The sequence below is a fragment of the Rickettsia africae ESF-5 genome, from assembly GCF_000023005.1.
Lineage (GTDB): Bacteria > Pseudomonadota > Alphaproteobacteria > Rickettsiales > Rickettsiaceae > Rickettsia > Rickettsia rickettsii.
Genome location: NC_012633.1, coordinates 895001 through 909752, shown reverse-complemented (window position 1 = coordinate 909752; position 14752 = coordinate 895001). Strand labels below are relative to the sequence as shown.

The window sequence follows — 14752 nt, the reverse complement described above, 5'->3', positions numbered from 1 at the left end:
AAACAGGAATCCAGTAATTAAAAAATATAAATACAGTAAGTTTTTAAAACTAAAAACTCGATTTATCTCGCTTTACCCTGGATTCCCGCCTATGCGGGAATGACATAAGCGAGCTATGCAACAAAACCTAAACTCCCCAAATATTAACAATTTATATTAATATGTCAAATGTGGTGCTTATTTACTTTCTGTTTCTGAGCATCTTGATTTTATTAATTCATCTACAAGAGAAATGTTTTCGTCCGTAGAATCAGTGTAATTTTTGACTATTGTTTGTAATGCAGATAAAGCTTGGCTTGTAGTATCTTTTGTTTTAACTTTCTTTCTTCTTTGTAAATTCTTTTTTAAGGCAGTTGATAAATTATCAAATTTAGCCGGTGATTTGGCTTTTTTCGGTGCTTCTTTGATATAGTTGGTAGATGACATAAATAATTATCTTTTCACATTAGCATTATTATATTATATTATGGATATTTTGGAAAATAAAACTATAAATAATCTATGAATCAAAGTAATATAATCTCTCCTGAGTTATTGGATGAGAGAAGAAATATTGCAAGGCAAGGGGGCGGTGAAGCTAGGATCAACGCACAACATCAAAAAGGTAAGTTAACTGCACGAGAACGCATAGAAGTATTATTAGATCCAAATAGCTTTACCGAAACAGGTATGTTTGTATCCCATAGATGCGATAATTTTGGGATGCAGGATAAAAAGTTTTTAGGTGACGGCGTTGTAACGGGACACGGTACGATAAACGGTAGGTTGGTATTTATTTATAGCCAAGATTTTACCGTACTCGGTGGCTCTCTCGGCGAATATCATGCTAAGAAAATCTGTGATATTATCGATCAAGCTATAGAAACCGGTGCTCCCGTAATCGGTATTAACGACTCAGGGGGAGCAAGAATTCAAGAAGGGGTTGATGCTCTGGCCGGATACGGTGAATTATTTCAGCGTAATGTTTTAGCGTCGGGTGTCATTCCTCAAATTACCCTAATTATGGGCCCTTGTGCCGGTGGTGCGGTATATTCTCCTGCCTTAACCGATTTTATATTTATGGTTAAGAATAGTTCTTATATGTTCGTAACTGGTCCCGATGTAGTAAAAACCGTTACGGGTGAAGAAGTAAGCCAAGAAAAGCTCGGCGGTGCTAGGATGCATACCACTAAAAGCGGCGTTGCCGATCTTGCATTTAACAATGATATAGAAGCATTGCTTGAAATTCGTAAATTCTTTAATTTCCTTCCGTCATCCAATCGTAGTCCTCTTCCTGTTCGTTCGACTGTTGATCCTGCCGATAGAGTTGATATGTCTCTTAGCACGTTAATACCTAACACTCCTAATAAGCCTTATGATATGAAAGAGCTTGTTGAGCGTATCGTTGATGAGAGAGAATTTTTTGAACTACAACCTGATTTTGCTAAGAATATCATTATTGGCTTTGGTTATATGGAAGGTTATCCGGTAGGATTTGTGGCTAATCAGCCTTTGCATTTAGCAGGATGTTTAGATATAAACGCCTCAAGAAAAGCAGCAAGATTTGTTAGATTTTGTGATGCTTTCAATATTCCTATAGTAAGTCTTGTTGATGTGCCTGGATTTCTGCCTGGTACATCCCAAGAGCATGACGGTATTATTAAACACGGGGCTAAGCTGTTATACGCTTATGCGGAAGCTACAGTGCCGAAGATTACTGTAATTACCCGTAAGGCTTATGGAGGTGCTTATATAGTTATGAACTCCAAGCATCTTAGAGGCGATATAAACTATGCTTGGTTTAATTCGGAAATCGCTGTTATGGGGGCAGAGGGAGCAGCCGAGATAATATTTAAGGAAGAATGTAAAAACCCTGAAGCTAAAAAACAAAAAATTGATGAATATAGGAAAGTAGTAACTTCGCCTTTTGTTGCAGCATCTAGGGGATATTTGGATGATATTATAAGACCGCAAAATACCAGATGGCGAATATGTAAGGCGTTAAATTTCCTGCGTACTAAAAAAGTAGAACTGCCTTGGAAGAAGCATGATAATTTGCCGCTTTAGCTGTTATCCCGTGGCGTGACCATGGGATCTCAGAATACAGCCTGTGACACAAGACCCCGTGGTCAAGCCACGGGGTGACATTAGGATATAAAAAACTATGAATAAACCATTATTTGATAAAATTTTAATTGCTAATCGTAGCGAGATCGCCGTTAGGATAATACGTACCTTAAAAAAGATGGGGATAAAGTCGGTTGCAGTATATTCTGAAGCAGATACAAACTCAATGTATGTGCAGCATGCAGATGAGGCTTATTATATAGGTGATTCCCCTGCAACGGAAAGTTATTTATCTATTAAAAATATTATTTCGGCGATTCGTGAAAGTGGCGCAAGTGCAGTACATCCAGGTTACGGTTTTTTATCAGAAAATCCAAATTTTGCTAATATTCTTAAAAGAGAAGGTGTTGTTTTAATAGGACCGAGTGCCGGAACTATTAAAAAAATGGGCGATAAAATTGAAGCAAAAAAGATAGCGATAGAAGCCGGAGTTAGCACCGTGCCAGGTTATATGGGCACTATAAACGATGTTAAACAAGCTATAGATATTGCTAAAGAGATTGGTTTTCCGGTAATAGTAAAAGCGACTGCCGGCGGCGGTGGACGTGGTATGAGAGTAGTGAATAATCCCGCTGAAATGGCCAATGCTTTTGAGTCGGCAAAGCTTGAAGCAGCCAATAGTTTTAGTGACGATAGATTATTTATTGAGAAGTTAATTCAAACTCCCCGTCATATCGAAATTCAGCTAATTGCTGATCAATACGGCAATATTGTATGTCTCGGAGAGCGGGAATGTTCAATACAGCGTCACCATCAAAAAGTAATCGAAGAAGCACCAAGTTCTTTTATTACTGAAGATATAAGGCAAGAAATGTATCGGCAGGTAATATCCTTATCTCAAAAAGTGGGATATTATTCGGCCGGTACCGTTGAGTTTATAGTAGATAGCAATAAAAATTTCTATTTTTTAGAGATGAATACTAGGTTGCAAGTCGAGCATCCTGTTACTGAGCTAATTACCGGTATAGATATCGTTAAAGAGATGATACAAATCGCAGCCGGCGAGAAATTATCATTTACACAAGATGACGTAAAATTAAAAGGTTGGGCATTTGAATCACGAATTTGTGCCGAAAACCCAAGCCGAGGTTTCTTACCTTCTAGCGGTAGAATTATAGCTTATTCCGAACCTGCAAAGAGTCCTAATATCCGTATAGATACAGGGATTGGACTTGGCGGCGAAGTAAGTATGTTTTATGACTCAATGATTGCAAAATTATGTACTTACGGTGAAACAAGAGAGCAGGCAATTGAGCTAATGCATTCTGCTTTGAGTTCTTATATAATTAACGGTATTGCTCATAATATCAGTTTCTTAGAAGCGGTAATGCTACATCCACGCTTTGTTAGCGGCGATATTTCTACTGCCTTTATTCAAGAAGAATATCCTGACGGTTTTTCCGGAGCTAGTCTAACTTCAGAAGTAACTACCGTATTTTTAGCAACGGCTATTTTTATTTATATATCGGAGCAAAGACGTGCTTCTTTAATTTCCGGCAATATTAACAATCAGGCTAACAAAATAGGTACAAGGTGGGTAGTAACTATCGATGATAAGCTATTTCCTGTATTAATTACACCTGTTGAAAACGGCTATAATATACGTCACGAAAGCGATAGAATATATATTCGTAGTAACTGGAATTTAGGTAATGAACTTTTTACGGCTATAATTAACGGTAAAAAGACAAATGTGAAAATTGAGAATATCAGGACCGGTTATTTATTATCGCATGCCGGTATTAGCGTAAAAGCCTTTGTACGCTCTCCTCGTATCTCAGAACTTGAAGCGTTGATGGTCTCAAAAGTAGTGGTGGAAGAAAGCTCCGAACTACAAGCTCCTCTAAGCGGTCAGATTGCTGCGATAAAGGTGAAAGAAGGGCAGGAAGTGACGGCAGGACAAGAAATTATGATTTTAACTGCTATGAAAATGGAAAACCTGATTCTTGCCGAAAGAGATGGAAAAATAGCTAAAATTTTTGTTAATGAAAAGGATAATGTTATAAGAGGGCAGGTATTATTAGAATTTGCTTGATATATTAGACTCTGTAAAGGATAATTCCATTATTTATATTTTCAGATATTTTTTAGCACAAATTAATAAGATGTTTGCAGTAATAGTTGTTCCTATTTCAAAACAATCTTATAATTTGCAGCAAAGAAGAGCAAAAATAGATTAATTTAATTTTCCTTCACAGAACCTAATATATTGTCTTTTGCTTATAATTCGCTACTATAGTAAACTCAGCTCCATTTTATGACAAGCGTAAGGGTAGAGCCTATATATTAATAGGCAAGACAACGAACAACGAAGTACAAAATGGAGATCAGTTTACTATATTCATTTATTTAGAATTAATTAAGTCAAAATTTTGCTCAATAACTGAAATATTTGAGCTAGCTTTTTCAAATAGATAATGATTTTTGTTTACCTTATTATATGCCTCTACAGCTTCTGTAAATTCTTCTTGATTAAGGTAACACTCTCCTAAATAATATTGTGCTTCTTGATAATAATTAGAGCTTTTGTGTATTTTACTATACATGTCTATAGCTTCTTTATAATTTCTCATGCCTAAAATAATTATTTCCTTCCGTAAGATTTGGATGAGCCATGGTTCCTCCGTATTTTAATTAGATTTTTTTATAAAAAAGTATATATTACCATGAAATATGATTCTCATGTTTTGTGGTAATATATATGTATCTAATAAGTGTGTAAGAGGTTTTGTCGTCATTGTGAGGCAAATTGTAAGTTTTGATTAAGCAATATAGTTATAATAATATTAGTATTTTTAACTAGACCCCATGGACAAGCCACAGGGTAACAATTAGGAAACTGGTCCACGCAACAACGTCTATGCAGGAATGACATAAGAGCAGGCAATGAAGCAATCTTATCGTAGGAATGACATTATTAAAGCTCAGAATCAAATATTTTTATATCACCGCCTAAAGACGTTTCTTCATCAAGTCTCTCAAGGGCAAAAGTGCGAAATATACCTGATTTAGAAGGAGTATGTTCTAACCTAGAGCCTATGTTAGGTTTTTCAGTTTCAACCTTAAAATCAGAAACATAGCCCTCGTCTTCTACTACAGTATTTGTATTTATTGGAATTTTCTTCCCGCTAGAATAATCTTCTAACAGTGCTTTAATTTCTGCGAAATTTTGTAAATCTTTAGATAGTTGTTTTTTGAATTTAGAAAATTTTTGCTTTATTTGTTCTGATGATAAATTCTTATATCCGTCATAATGTGATGATATACGTGTTTTTCATATCGTCTCTAATATGTATTGGTGGTTAGGATTATTAGCTTTTTCACACAATGTAGAAATCTCAGTGATTTGAGTGAGTTGACACGATACATCGCTATGTAAGTTATCTTTTTCCCATCCTTTAACATTATAGTTACCGTGTTTAAGTAAATATTTTACTATTGTGACCTGTCCATACTCTGATGCAAGCATTAAAGGTGATACATCTGTATTGCCGTTAATCGTTTGCATCTAATAATGTTTTTACCGCATTTAAATTACCGTATATTATTGCTACTTCTAGAGCTACATCTAAATTAGCATTTTTAGATAAAAGATACTTTGCAATTTCTTTTCTATTTTTTAAATTTGCGGTACTTAATGGTGTGTTAAACGATATTCAGTATTAACATCAAAACCGTATATTTCAACAAATTTTTTAATTACTTCAAGCTTATTTTCGTTTATTGCTTTAAAAAAGATTTGCTTATGAAGATCATTTACATTTTGATCACCTTGTGCTGCTTCTTCTAAGGTTGTATTTAAATAAGTTGCTCCTTTTATTAAAAGATCACATGTAATGTCTATTTTGTAAGGTTCTTCCAAACCGGCAGTAATATTTAGTGTATTAGAACCATAATGACTAAAATTTACATTCACTCCTTTTTCTTCTACAAAATACTTTACTAAAATTAAACTTTTATTGTGTATTGCTTGTATTAGACTGGGATTAGGTTCAAACGTAAGATGATTAAGTAAATATTCAGCTTGTGCATTATTGTTTTTAAGTGCAAAGTCTAGTGCTTTGTATTTATTTTACACCTTGCGATATAAGGTCTTCCATGAGATTTATTTTATTTAAATTCGGATCATCTAAGCTAGCTATAATATTTAATGCTGTCCCGTCTTTAGGATGAAACGCATCAAAATATTGTTTTAAATACCCTAGAGTTATTACATTGTCTGTTTTAGTAGTTTCCGGCTTAGTAGTTCTTTTAATTTGAGAACCCCCTGGAGCTGTGGAGGAGTTGTGCATGATAATTTACCTTAAATTAATTTATAGCGTGCGTACTATAGATTAATCTAAGTAAATTATCAACATCTTAATTGATAGTAAAATAATTTACGATTTCTTAACTTTAAGTTGTATTTGATGGTTCTCTAATTCTACTTTACTTACATAATCAGGCGTGAAATTTTTAGCAAACTCGCCTAAAGTTTGTTCTTTAATAAAGTCTCCATAATTATCAATTATCTTAGATAAATTAAACTCGCTTATTATCTCAATTAAAATCCTGTCAGTGATAGAGAAATCGGCATCTTTTCGAGCCTGTTGTATAAAGCGTACAATGTCTCTTGCGTATCCTTCTTCTATTAACTCAGGTGTTAGCTCTAAATCAAGTATTAACAAGCTACTATTATTCTCAAAACTTGCTGCTCCTTTGATATGTGAATACGGCTCTAAAACTAGCTTATATTCGTCACTATTTAAGGTTTCACCGCATATAGCTAAACCGCCTGCGATAGCTTCCCACTCACCTTTTTTAGAAGCGGCTATAATCTCTTTCATTTTATGCGGCAAACGTTTACCAAGCATTGGGAAATTAATCGATAGTTTTTTGCTTGCGTAATTCTCTAGATCGTCACGATAAATTACTGCCTTAACATTAATTTCATCTTTAATTAAATCTTCAAAATCTTTGAGGTTGTTATTATGTTTACTGATAATAGCTATGCTAGCAAGTGGTTGCCTTACCCTGATATTTTCAGTGCTTCGGATAAATAGGCTATTACTGCAAATATCAAGCACGTTATCCATAGTAGCAACCAGCTCGTGATTTATTTCAAAGTCTGAGAGAGTAGGGTAGTTGCAGAGATGTACGCTAATCGCGTCATTGCAAGGCACTGAAAGTGCCGTGGCAATCTTATGAGATACTCCTGAAATTGCTTTGTCAAGACTTGTGTCTTTCCTCACAATGACGTTTGATTTTCCTGAGAGTGCCGTGTCGTTACGCTCCTCACAATGATGTAATCCCTTATATATCGCTTCCGAAATCATAGGCACTAGTGCCGACATCGCAATAGCCATGGTGTCTAAACATGAATATAGAGTATTATAAGCATTTTGCTTATCTGTATCTTTTTCGCTTTTCCAAAATCTAGCTCGGCTTCGTCTTATATACCAGTTATTCAAAACTTCAAAAAATTCTGAAACTGCATGATAAGCTGTTTGCGTATCGAAATTATCTAAGCTCTCTTCAATTTTTTGTACGGCTATTTTAAGCTTAGATAATATATAAACATCAAGTACGTTTTTAGAGCTAAAATTAAGCTTGCCTTTAAGCGAATCGGTATTAGCATACATCGTAAAGAAATGGTAAGCATTCCATATAGGTTTGATAAATAGACGAAGCGTATCAAATACCATTTTGCCGTCTTTATCAATTAATAGCTCCTGACCTTTAACAACGTTTGAAGATAACATCGTAACTCTTAAAGCGTCAGAGCCGTATTTATCAAATAGCTCCAGCGGATCGGCGTAGTTATTAAGACGCTTTGAAAGTTTTTGACCTGTAGAGTCTAAAATGATGCCGTGGCATATACAATTTAAAAACGGTGGGCGATCAAATAAAGCGGTAGATAGCACCATTAAAGTATAAAACCATCCGCGTGTTTGAGCTGAATACTCAACTATAAAATCAGCCGGAAAATGATCCTCAAACCACTCTTTATTTTCAAAAGGGTAATGGGCTTGCCCATAGGGCATTGAACCGCTTTCAAACCAGCAATCAAACACGTCTTCTATTCTACGCATTGTTGATTTACCGGTTGGATCGTCGGGATTTGGTCTTGTCAGTTCATCGATAAACGGACGATGTAAATCAGTAACTTTAACACCAAAATCTTTCTCTAATTCCTCTATAGAACCGTAAACGTCTATGCGTGGATATTTTGGATCATCGGACTTCCATACAGGCAGCGGCGTTCCCCAGAATCTATTACGGCTTATCGACCAATCACGGGCATTTTCAAGCCACTTACCAAATAAATTATCTTTAACATGGAAAGGTATCCAGTTAATTTGCTGATTTAACTCTACCATTCTATCTTTAAATTGCGTAACCTTTACGTACCATGACGGAACAGCCTTATATATAAGAGGCGTATCTGTTCGCCAGCAATGAGGATAATTATGAATATACTGCTCGGTTTTTAGCCAATTTCCTTGCTCTTTCAGTTTGATTATTATTTTGTCATTTGCATCAAATACTTGTAAGCCTTCTAAATCAGGAATTTCTTTAGTGAATTTACCGCTATTATCAACAGGACAAACAAGCTCAATACCTTTCGATTCACAAAGTATTTGGTCATCTTCGCCAAAACCTGGAGCCATATGTACGACTCCCGTGCCGTCACCCTCAACCACGAAGTCGCCTGCAAATATCTTGAAGCTGTTTGGATGATTCTCGAAATAGTCGAATAAAGATTTATAGTTCAATCCTTGAAGTGCTGAGCCTTTAATTATCTCAAAATTTTCTTCACCGCTAAGTCCTAATTCTTTAGCATATTTAGAGACGGAATAGGCAGCTATTATATAACAAACATCATTTTTAGGGACTAATGCATAATCTATATCACTACCGACTGCTAAGGCTAAATTTGACGGTAATGTCCAAGGTGTTGTTGTCCAAGCGAGTATACGGTATTCTTTAAAAGATCCTGTGGTCGTAGCCACGGGATGAGATAGTACAAAACTCACCGTTACAGCTTTATCGGCTCGCTCACGATAAGAATTATCAAGTCTTGTTTCAAAATTAGAAAGCGGTGTTTCGCATGCCCAAGAATAAGGCATTACCCGCATAGATTCATACAATAACCCCTTATTATATAACTCCTTAAATGCCCAAAGTACGGATTCCATAAAATTCTTATCCATCGTTTTATAAGAATTTTTAAAATTCACCCATCTTGCTTGACGAGTTACATATTCTTCCCAATCATTAGCATATTTCATTACCGAAGCTCTGCAATGTGCATTAAACTTCTCTATACCAAAATTAGCTATTGCAAGACGTCCTGAAATGCCAAGTTCTTTCTCTGATTGCATTTCAGCAGGAAGACCGTGACAGTCCCAACCAAAGCGACGCTCGACTTTCTTACCTTTTATGGTTTGGTATCTAGCATATACGTCTTTAATAAAGCCGGTAAGCAAATGACCGTAATGCGGCAAACCGTTTGCAAAAGGCGGGCCGTCATAAAAAATAAATTCTAACTCTCCGTTCCTATCATCAATAGATTTTTGGAATATATTATTGTCTTGCCAAAATTTTAGTATCTCTCGCTCTAAGCCTGCAAAATCAGCATTCGAGTTAACTTCAGGATAATATTTAGTATTTGTCATTATTTTAGAAATTATTTTTAAAAATATCTTTATTATATGCAAGAGCGGTCATAATACAAGAATTTTTAAGGTATTTAAGAAAGTAATAAGGTGTATTACAGATTAAAAGATGATATAGAAATTTTGTCTAACTCAATTCATTTCACTATTAGTTACTAGCTATCGTTTCAGCTTCATAAGCCGGATAATATTTGTGCTTCGTATCCTAAATACTGCCACTCTTCATTTAAATATTTAAACATTACTTCAACTCTAGTATATTTTGTTAAATCGCTAAGGCCCTGTGCTTTAGCATCACTTTCTACTTTATTACTTAAATTTAGTAGGAGCTTTTGTTTTTGCTCTAAATTAATAGTTTTCATAAGAGCTAGCAAATCACAGATTTTAAATATTAAATTCTTTACATATTTCTTTTCTGTTTTATAAGAATAATATTTGTCATCATTTATCTTCTCTTGAAGATCTAAAATCTTCAGAGAAAAGTATCTTTAGTGTTTTTGAATTTTCACCAAAATAACTTATAGGGATAACTTGATTATTAACTAATGTTCTATCATGTTCTTTATTAGAACATGCTTTTTTAAATTGAGTTTTCATATTATGTGAATTAGCAAATCAAAACAATATTGCAACTTAATTGTAAGCTAGCTCAAGCTTTGTCTGCTGTATATATCGGATAATTTTTTCCTGTCCTTTTTCTTCCGCAAGTAAAGCCATCAAGGAAGAAGAATCAAGAATTATTGTTATGAGAAGACATTATTGGGTTACAAGTTAAAATTTAGAATTTTCTTTATTCGCTTTTTGATATTTCTGTTTTAAAAATTCATCAACAAATGATTCTGATTTAGAACCATGTTGTTTAAACAATGCTTGAGCTTCTTTTACAGTCTTATGACAAGTGATTAAATGTAATTCATTATTAACTTTATTTATAAGTTTCAATAGCATTTTTATATTTGATATGGAGTTAATATTACCAATTAAGCATATCTACGTAAACATTCTAACTATGGGGATCTTTGAAGGGGCGAGTAATTTTTTCATCTGTGAGAAAGTTTTTTCTATATTTTCTACGGCAGTCTCAATCAATTTATCGGTTTCAATATAATTTTCCGATTCGTCTTGGATATAAAAAAGAATAGATGAAACATAAACCGAGAGCAATAAGCTTCTTTTGGTATAATAGTTAAAATCAAGAGATTTATCACCGGCATAACGCCAAATAGCATCACAACTACGGAATGCAACTTCAGTTCCTTGTATTGGGTTTAATGCAAAATAAGCGGCATTCTTACTATGAATAATAGGAAGTACGGTTTTGACCCTAGTCTTTACGGCCAAAGATATTTTTTCTCTTATTTTTGATGGTTCTACTATTATCTTTAAGCTTTCTAGCATAATATTATCTAAATACTCTTCCAAGAATCCTACTATTTCGGATAAACCTTCTGGAAAAACTATTAAGCTATAGCCTTTTGCGAAACCGCATTTTTCTTCTGCTTCTTCGAGTAGTTTATTATTCCATTCATTAAATGGTAATAATTCTAATAAAGATTGCACGAAGCTTATTTTTTTGATATGGTGTTCTTCTTGAATGCTCATATTTCTAACCTTGACATATAACTGAATTATAGGGTATAGTTCAATAAACCACAATATCTTTTAAGGAGAGTAATTTTAGTGATACTAGTAAATGTTCACGCCGGTAATTGTGATAATACGCTTAAGAATTTTAAGAAAAAGCTACAAAGAGAGCTTTATTTTCGTAAGATGAAAGAACAGCGTTATTATGAAACACCTTCAGCGAAGCGTGTTCGTAAAGTACAAGAAGCAGCAAGAAGACAGAGAAAATTTGCTCGTAAAAAAATGTTTGATGAATAAAATTTCAAACAATTTTCATACTAAATATAAAGCTAGAAATATTAATATTTCTAGCTTTTTTTATTGTCATCTAGTTGCTTGACCATGTGTTGTACGAACGTTCAAGATGTCATTCCTGCGCAAGCAGGAATCCAAAAAATAGCCATACAAAATTTTATGTATTTGATGAAATAAATATAATAAAAAAACAAGTTTTTATATGTTTGACTGGATTCCCGCTTCCGTGGGAAAATGACATAAAAACAATCAATGCAACAACACCCCGCTTTTGCAGAAATGACAATAAAACACTTAAAACTTGAAATATTTTCAATTAGCTTTTTTTTTATGTTATAAAGAACTGTTATAGTCATATAAACAGTATCTATGCTTAGTTATCTTAAACAAAATTTACATTCTTATTTTTCTAGTAGAGTACTAATTTTTACTTTAGCAACAGCAGCTATTATTTTTGCTTGTGCTACTTTTTATGTGATATCTTTAGAATCAAAGAATTTTAGTACGATTATTGGATTTTTATTAGTTGATTTAGCAATTTTTTTAATTTTAGGTGTTGTACTAACTCAAAAATTTTTTACTAAAAATAATAATAACGATAGTTCTAAATTACAAAATCGTATTGTAATTGCCTTTAGTTTAGTTGCAGCTATTCCAACTATAATTGTTTCGGTATTTTCTGTTTATTTTTTTAATCTTAGTGTTCAAGCTTGGTTTGATAAGAAGATTTCTACGGTTCTTGATCAATCCGTGATAGTTGCAGAATCGTATATTGCCGAACATAAATTACAGCTAAAAGAAACGGCTTTAGCCGTTGCTGAAGATTTAAGCGATATGTATTACGATTTAATTCACAATCCCGCTTTATTTACTAAAACACTTAATACTGAAGCAGAGATGCGTTCGCTTGATGAGGCTATAGTTTTAAACAAATCTACTAATACTATAGTAGCTAATAGTTATTTAAGTTTTTCATTATCATTTGCAACTATCCCTGCACATTTAATAAAAAAAGCGGATTTAGGTGAACTGGTGGAAGTAAAATCCGATCCAACCAAAATAAGAATGCTGATTAAATTAAAAGAGTATAATGATGTGTATTTATTAGTTGGTAGATTAGTAGATAATAAAATTATCGACCATGTAGATGCAACTAACGGAGCAGCTGCCGAGTATAATAGCCTTAAAAATGAAATAGATAATATACAGATTAAGTTCTCTATAATGTTTATCTTTATTGCCTTATTACTTCTTTTTGTAGCTATAAGTTTCGGGGTTATATTTACTGCTAAAATAGTAAAACCTATTAAAAAATTAGTTACTGCAACCGATAACGTTAAAGACGGTGATTTAACGGTACAAGTGCCTGAAAATGAAGTAGATAAAGACGAAATAGGCACGCTTTATGTGGCATTTAATAGAATGATTAAGCAGCTTTCTCGCCAGCAGCGTGATTTAGTTATAGCACAGAGGGCTATGGCTTGGTCGGATGTTGCAAAAAAAGTAGCCCATGAAATCAAGAATCCGTTAACTCCTATTTTACTTGCTTCTGAAAGATTGCTGAAGAAATTTAGCCCTGAAATTAAGGAAAGGGTAGAATTTGAAAATTATTTAAAAATGATTATTCGCCATACTAACGATATTAAAAATATAGTATCCGAATTTGTTCTTTTTGCACGTCTTCCTGCTCCTAAATTTACGAAGAGTGAATTAGTTTATTTAGTTAAACATATTGTTGAAGCACGTAAATTACTTAATGATCATATTTTGTATAAATTTGAGTCTAACGTAGAACAATTTGATTTTATGTGTGATGCTACCCAAATAAATCAAGTTATGATCAATTTATTGAAAAACGCAGAAGAGTCAATAGAAGGACGAGAATCAGGGAAAATAGAAGTTACTATAGATGTTAAAGATGATTTTATTAGCGTTATTGTAACGGATAACGGTAAAGGATTCCCGCCTGAGCTAATAGGCAAAGCTACCGAAAGCTATGTTACGACCAGCAGTAAAGGTATGGGAGTAGGGCTTGCTATAGTTAAAAGAATAGTCGAAGAACATTGCGGCATTCTAGATATAGCAAACAGAGAAGCAGAGGGAGCAATAATCGATATAAAATTTGATTTAAAAGAATTGGATTTAAAGGCTAAGCGTTTGGAAATGTAGTATTTTACTAGAGGATGCAGTTCTTAAAGAAAATTTAGAATCAATTATTTATCACCTAATATGAACACAAATCATAAACAAAAAGCAAAGTTATGAATGTAGAAATCACAGAGTTTTTAGCAAAAGAGCTTATTACAGAACAATCTCCTAAATGGTTTCATTTACCTATCAAACCGGTTGAATTTAGTGGTTATGATAATAGAACCTTTCATTTAGGCGATGAAATGTTAATTAGATGACCAAGTGCAGCAAAATATGTAGGTGCGGTTTCAAAAGAACACAAATGGTTACCAATATTAGCGCCTAACTTGTCATTTCATATCCCTAAGCCTTGAGCTTTAGGTAAACCTTCAAAAAATTATCCTTGGAATTGGTCAATATATAAATGGATTGAAGGAAAAAAGTGCAAATAGCTTTGATACTAGTAGCTTAAATTTATCTCTAATTGCTTCTGATCTAGCAAAATTTCTAAATGAATTGCATAAGATTGATATAATTGATGGACCTGTTCCAGGTACTCATAACTTTTGGCGTGAAGGTGATCTTGCAGTTTATGACCTTGAGACAAAAATAGCAATTAAAAATTTAAAAGATTTGGTTGATGCAGATAAAGTTCTATCTGTTTGGGAAAAAGCATTACAGTCTCAGTGGAATAAAAAACCTGTATGGATTCATGGTGATTTTGCAAGTGGTAATATTATTATAAAAAATGGTAAGCTTAATGCAGTAAGCGATTTTGGAGGTATGGGTATTGGTGATCCTGCTTGTGATTTGGTAATAATTTGGACTTTTCTACAAAATGAAGCAAGAGAAATTTTTAAAGAACAGCTAGCATTAGATGATGATACTTGGGCAAGAGCACGAGGTTGGGCTTTGTGGAAAGCTTTAATTGCTCCACTAGATGGTTTGGATGCTGTTAAGAATTTACAAATTATTCATGA

At 33.7% G+C, this 14752-nt stretch carries 18 protein-coding genes (1 of these 18 only partly in view); 7 read left to right on the top strand and 11 right to left on the bottom strand.

All coding sequences use genetic code 11. The features are described 5' to 3' along the window. Positions 1-177: 177 nt before the first annotated feature. On the bottom strand, positions 178-426 hold the full coding sequence (locus RAF_RS04875; RefSeq protein WP_012719900.1) for a hypothetical protein: 249 nt from the start codon (positions 424-426) through the stop codon (positions 178-180). Between the two features lie 75 nt (positions 427-501). Between RAF_RS04875 and RAF_RS04870 the strand changes: the two genes are divergently transcribed. From RAF_RS04870 to RAF_RS09480, 3 genes are all read left to right on the top strand, one after another. Then, on the top strand, positions 502-2046 hold the full coding sequence (locus RAF_RS04870; protein ID WP_012719899.1) for an acyl-CoA carboxylase subunit beta: 1545 nt from the start codon (positions 502-504) through the stop codon (positions 2044-2046). 97 nt (positions 2047-2143) lie between these two features. Next, positions 2144-4141 (top strand): acetyl/propionyl/methylcrotonyl-CoA carboxylase subunit alpha, encoded by a 1998-nt coding sequence (locus tag RAF_RS04865; protein ID WP_012719898.1) that lies wholly within the window; start codon positions 2144-2146, stop codon positions 4139-4141. Then, on the top strand, positions 4134-4286 hold the full coding sequence (locus tag RAF_RS09480) for a hypothetical protein (RefSeq protein WP_010977554.1): 153 nt from the start codon (positions 4134-4136) through the stop codon (positions 4284-4286). Before RAF_RS04865 ends, RAF_RS09480 begins: the two co-directional genes overlap by 8 nt. 165 nt (positions 4287-4451) lie before the next feature. Here the strand turns inward: RAF_RS09480 and RAF_RS04860 are convergent, their stop codons facing one another. From RAF_RS04860 to RAF_RS04825, 10 genes are all read right to left on the bottom strand, one after another. Then, positions 4452-4679: a tetratricopeptide repeat protein gene (locus RAF_RS04860; RefSeq protein WP_012719897.1), complete on the bottom strand. Its 228-nt coding sequence runs from the start codon at positions 4677-4679 to the stop codon at positions 4452-4454. Between the two features lie 701 nt (positions 4680-5380). Further along, on the bottom strand, positions 5381-5575 hold the full coding sequence (locus tag RAF_RS04855) for a hypothetical protein (protein ID WP_012151109.1): 195 nt from the start codon (positions 5573-5575) through the stop codon (positions 5381-5383). Positions 5576-5600: 25 nt separating this feature from the next. Continuing rightward, entirely contained in the window at positions 5601-5762 is a 162-nt protein-coding gene (locus tag RAF_RS08835) for an ankyrin repeat domain-containing protein (RefSeq protein ID WP_146709550.1), read from the bottom strand. After that, positions 5741-6022 (bottom strand): hypothetical protein, encoded by a 282-nt coding sequence (locus tag RAF_RS08830; protein WP_012719896.1) that lies wholly within the window; start codon positions 6020-6022, stop codon positions 5741-5743. The genes RAF_RS08835 and RAF_RS08830 overlap by 22 nt, the downstream gene beginning before the upstream one ends. Before the next feature lie 151 nt (positions 6023-6173). After that, complete coding sequence (locus RAF_RS04845) at positions 6174-6398, bottom strand: hypothetical protein (protein WP_041471915.1); 225 nt, start codon at positions 6396-6398, stop codon at positions 6174-6176. An 87-nt stretch (positions 6399-6485) separates the two neighbouring features. Then, positions 6486-9764 carry an isoleucine--tRNA ligase gene (ileS, locus tag RAF_RS04840; RefSeq protein WP_012719895.1) on the bottom strand — a complete coding sequence of 1093 codons (3279 nt, stop codon included), beginning with the start codon at positions 9762-9764 and terminating at the stop codon, positions 6486-6488. Positions 9765-9937: 173 nt separating this feature from the next. Continuing rightward, positions 9938-10126, bottom strand: coding sequence for a hypothetical protein (locus tag RAF_RS04835; RefSeq protein WP_014410922.1), 189 nt, complete (start codon positions 10124-10126; stop codon positions 9938-9940). Positions 10127-10205: 79 nt separating this feature from the next. Then, positions 10206-10361, bottom strand: a complete 156-nt coding sequence (locus RAF_RS09475) for a hypothetical protein (RefSeq protein ID WP_200858169.1) — start codon at positions 10359-10361, stop codon at positions 10206-10208. Positions 10362-10535: 174 nt separating this feature from the next. Then, the gene (locus RAF_RS09470; RefSeq protein ID WP_014410921.1) at positions 10536-10712 is read right to left on the bottom strand and encodes a hypothetical protein; all 177 of its coding nucleotides are present in this window, start codon (positions 10710-10712) and stop codon (positions 10536-10538) included. A 42-nt stretch (positions 10713-10754) separates the two neighbouring features. After that, positions 10755-11366 carry a COQ9 family protein gene (locus RAF_RS04825; protein ID WP_041471914.1) on the bottom strand — a complete coding sequence of 204 codons (612 nt, stop codon included), beginning with the start codon at positions 11364-11366 and terminating at the stop codon, positions 10755-10757. Positions 11367-11444: 78 nt separating this feature from the next. Here RAF_RS04825 and rpsU point away from each other — a divergent pair, with 78 nt between their 5' ends. The 4 genes from rpsU to RAF_RS04805 all read left to right on the top strand — a co-directional run. Then, positions 11445-11645 (top strand): 30S ribosomal protein S21, encoded by a 201-nt coding sequence (gene rpsU, locus RAF_RS04820; protein WP_004997902.1) that lies wholly within the window; start codon positions 11445-11447, stop codon positions 11643-11645. Between the two features lie 366 nt (positions 11646-12011). Next, the gene (locus RAF_RS04815) at positions 12012-13811 is read left to right on the top strand and encodes a sensor histidine kinase NtrY-like (RefSeq protein WP_010977545.1); all 1800 of its coding nucleotides are present in this window, start codon (positions 12012-12014) and stop codon (positions 13809-13811) included. Between the two features lie 92 nt (positions 13812-13903). After that, complete coding sequence (locus RAF_RS09465) at positions 13904-14050, top strand: hypothetical protein (protein WP_014410918.1); 147 nt, start codon at positions 13904-13906, stop codon at positions 14048-14050. A 151-nt stretch (positions 14051-14201) separates the two neighbouring features. Continuing rightward, on the top strand, positions 14202-14752 hold the 5' portion of the coding sequence (locus RAF_RS04805; RefSeq protein WP_041471913.1) for a phosphotransferase. 28 nt of this gene lie beyond the right edge of the window; 551 of the gene's 579 nt are visible here — the first part of the coding sequence; the start codon lies at positions 14202-14204; its stop codon lies off the right edge, out of view.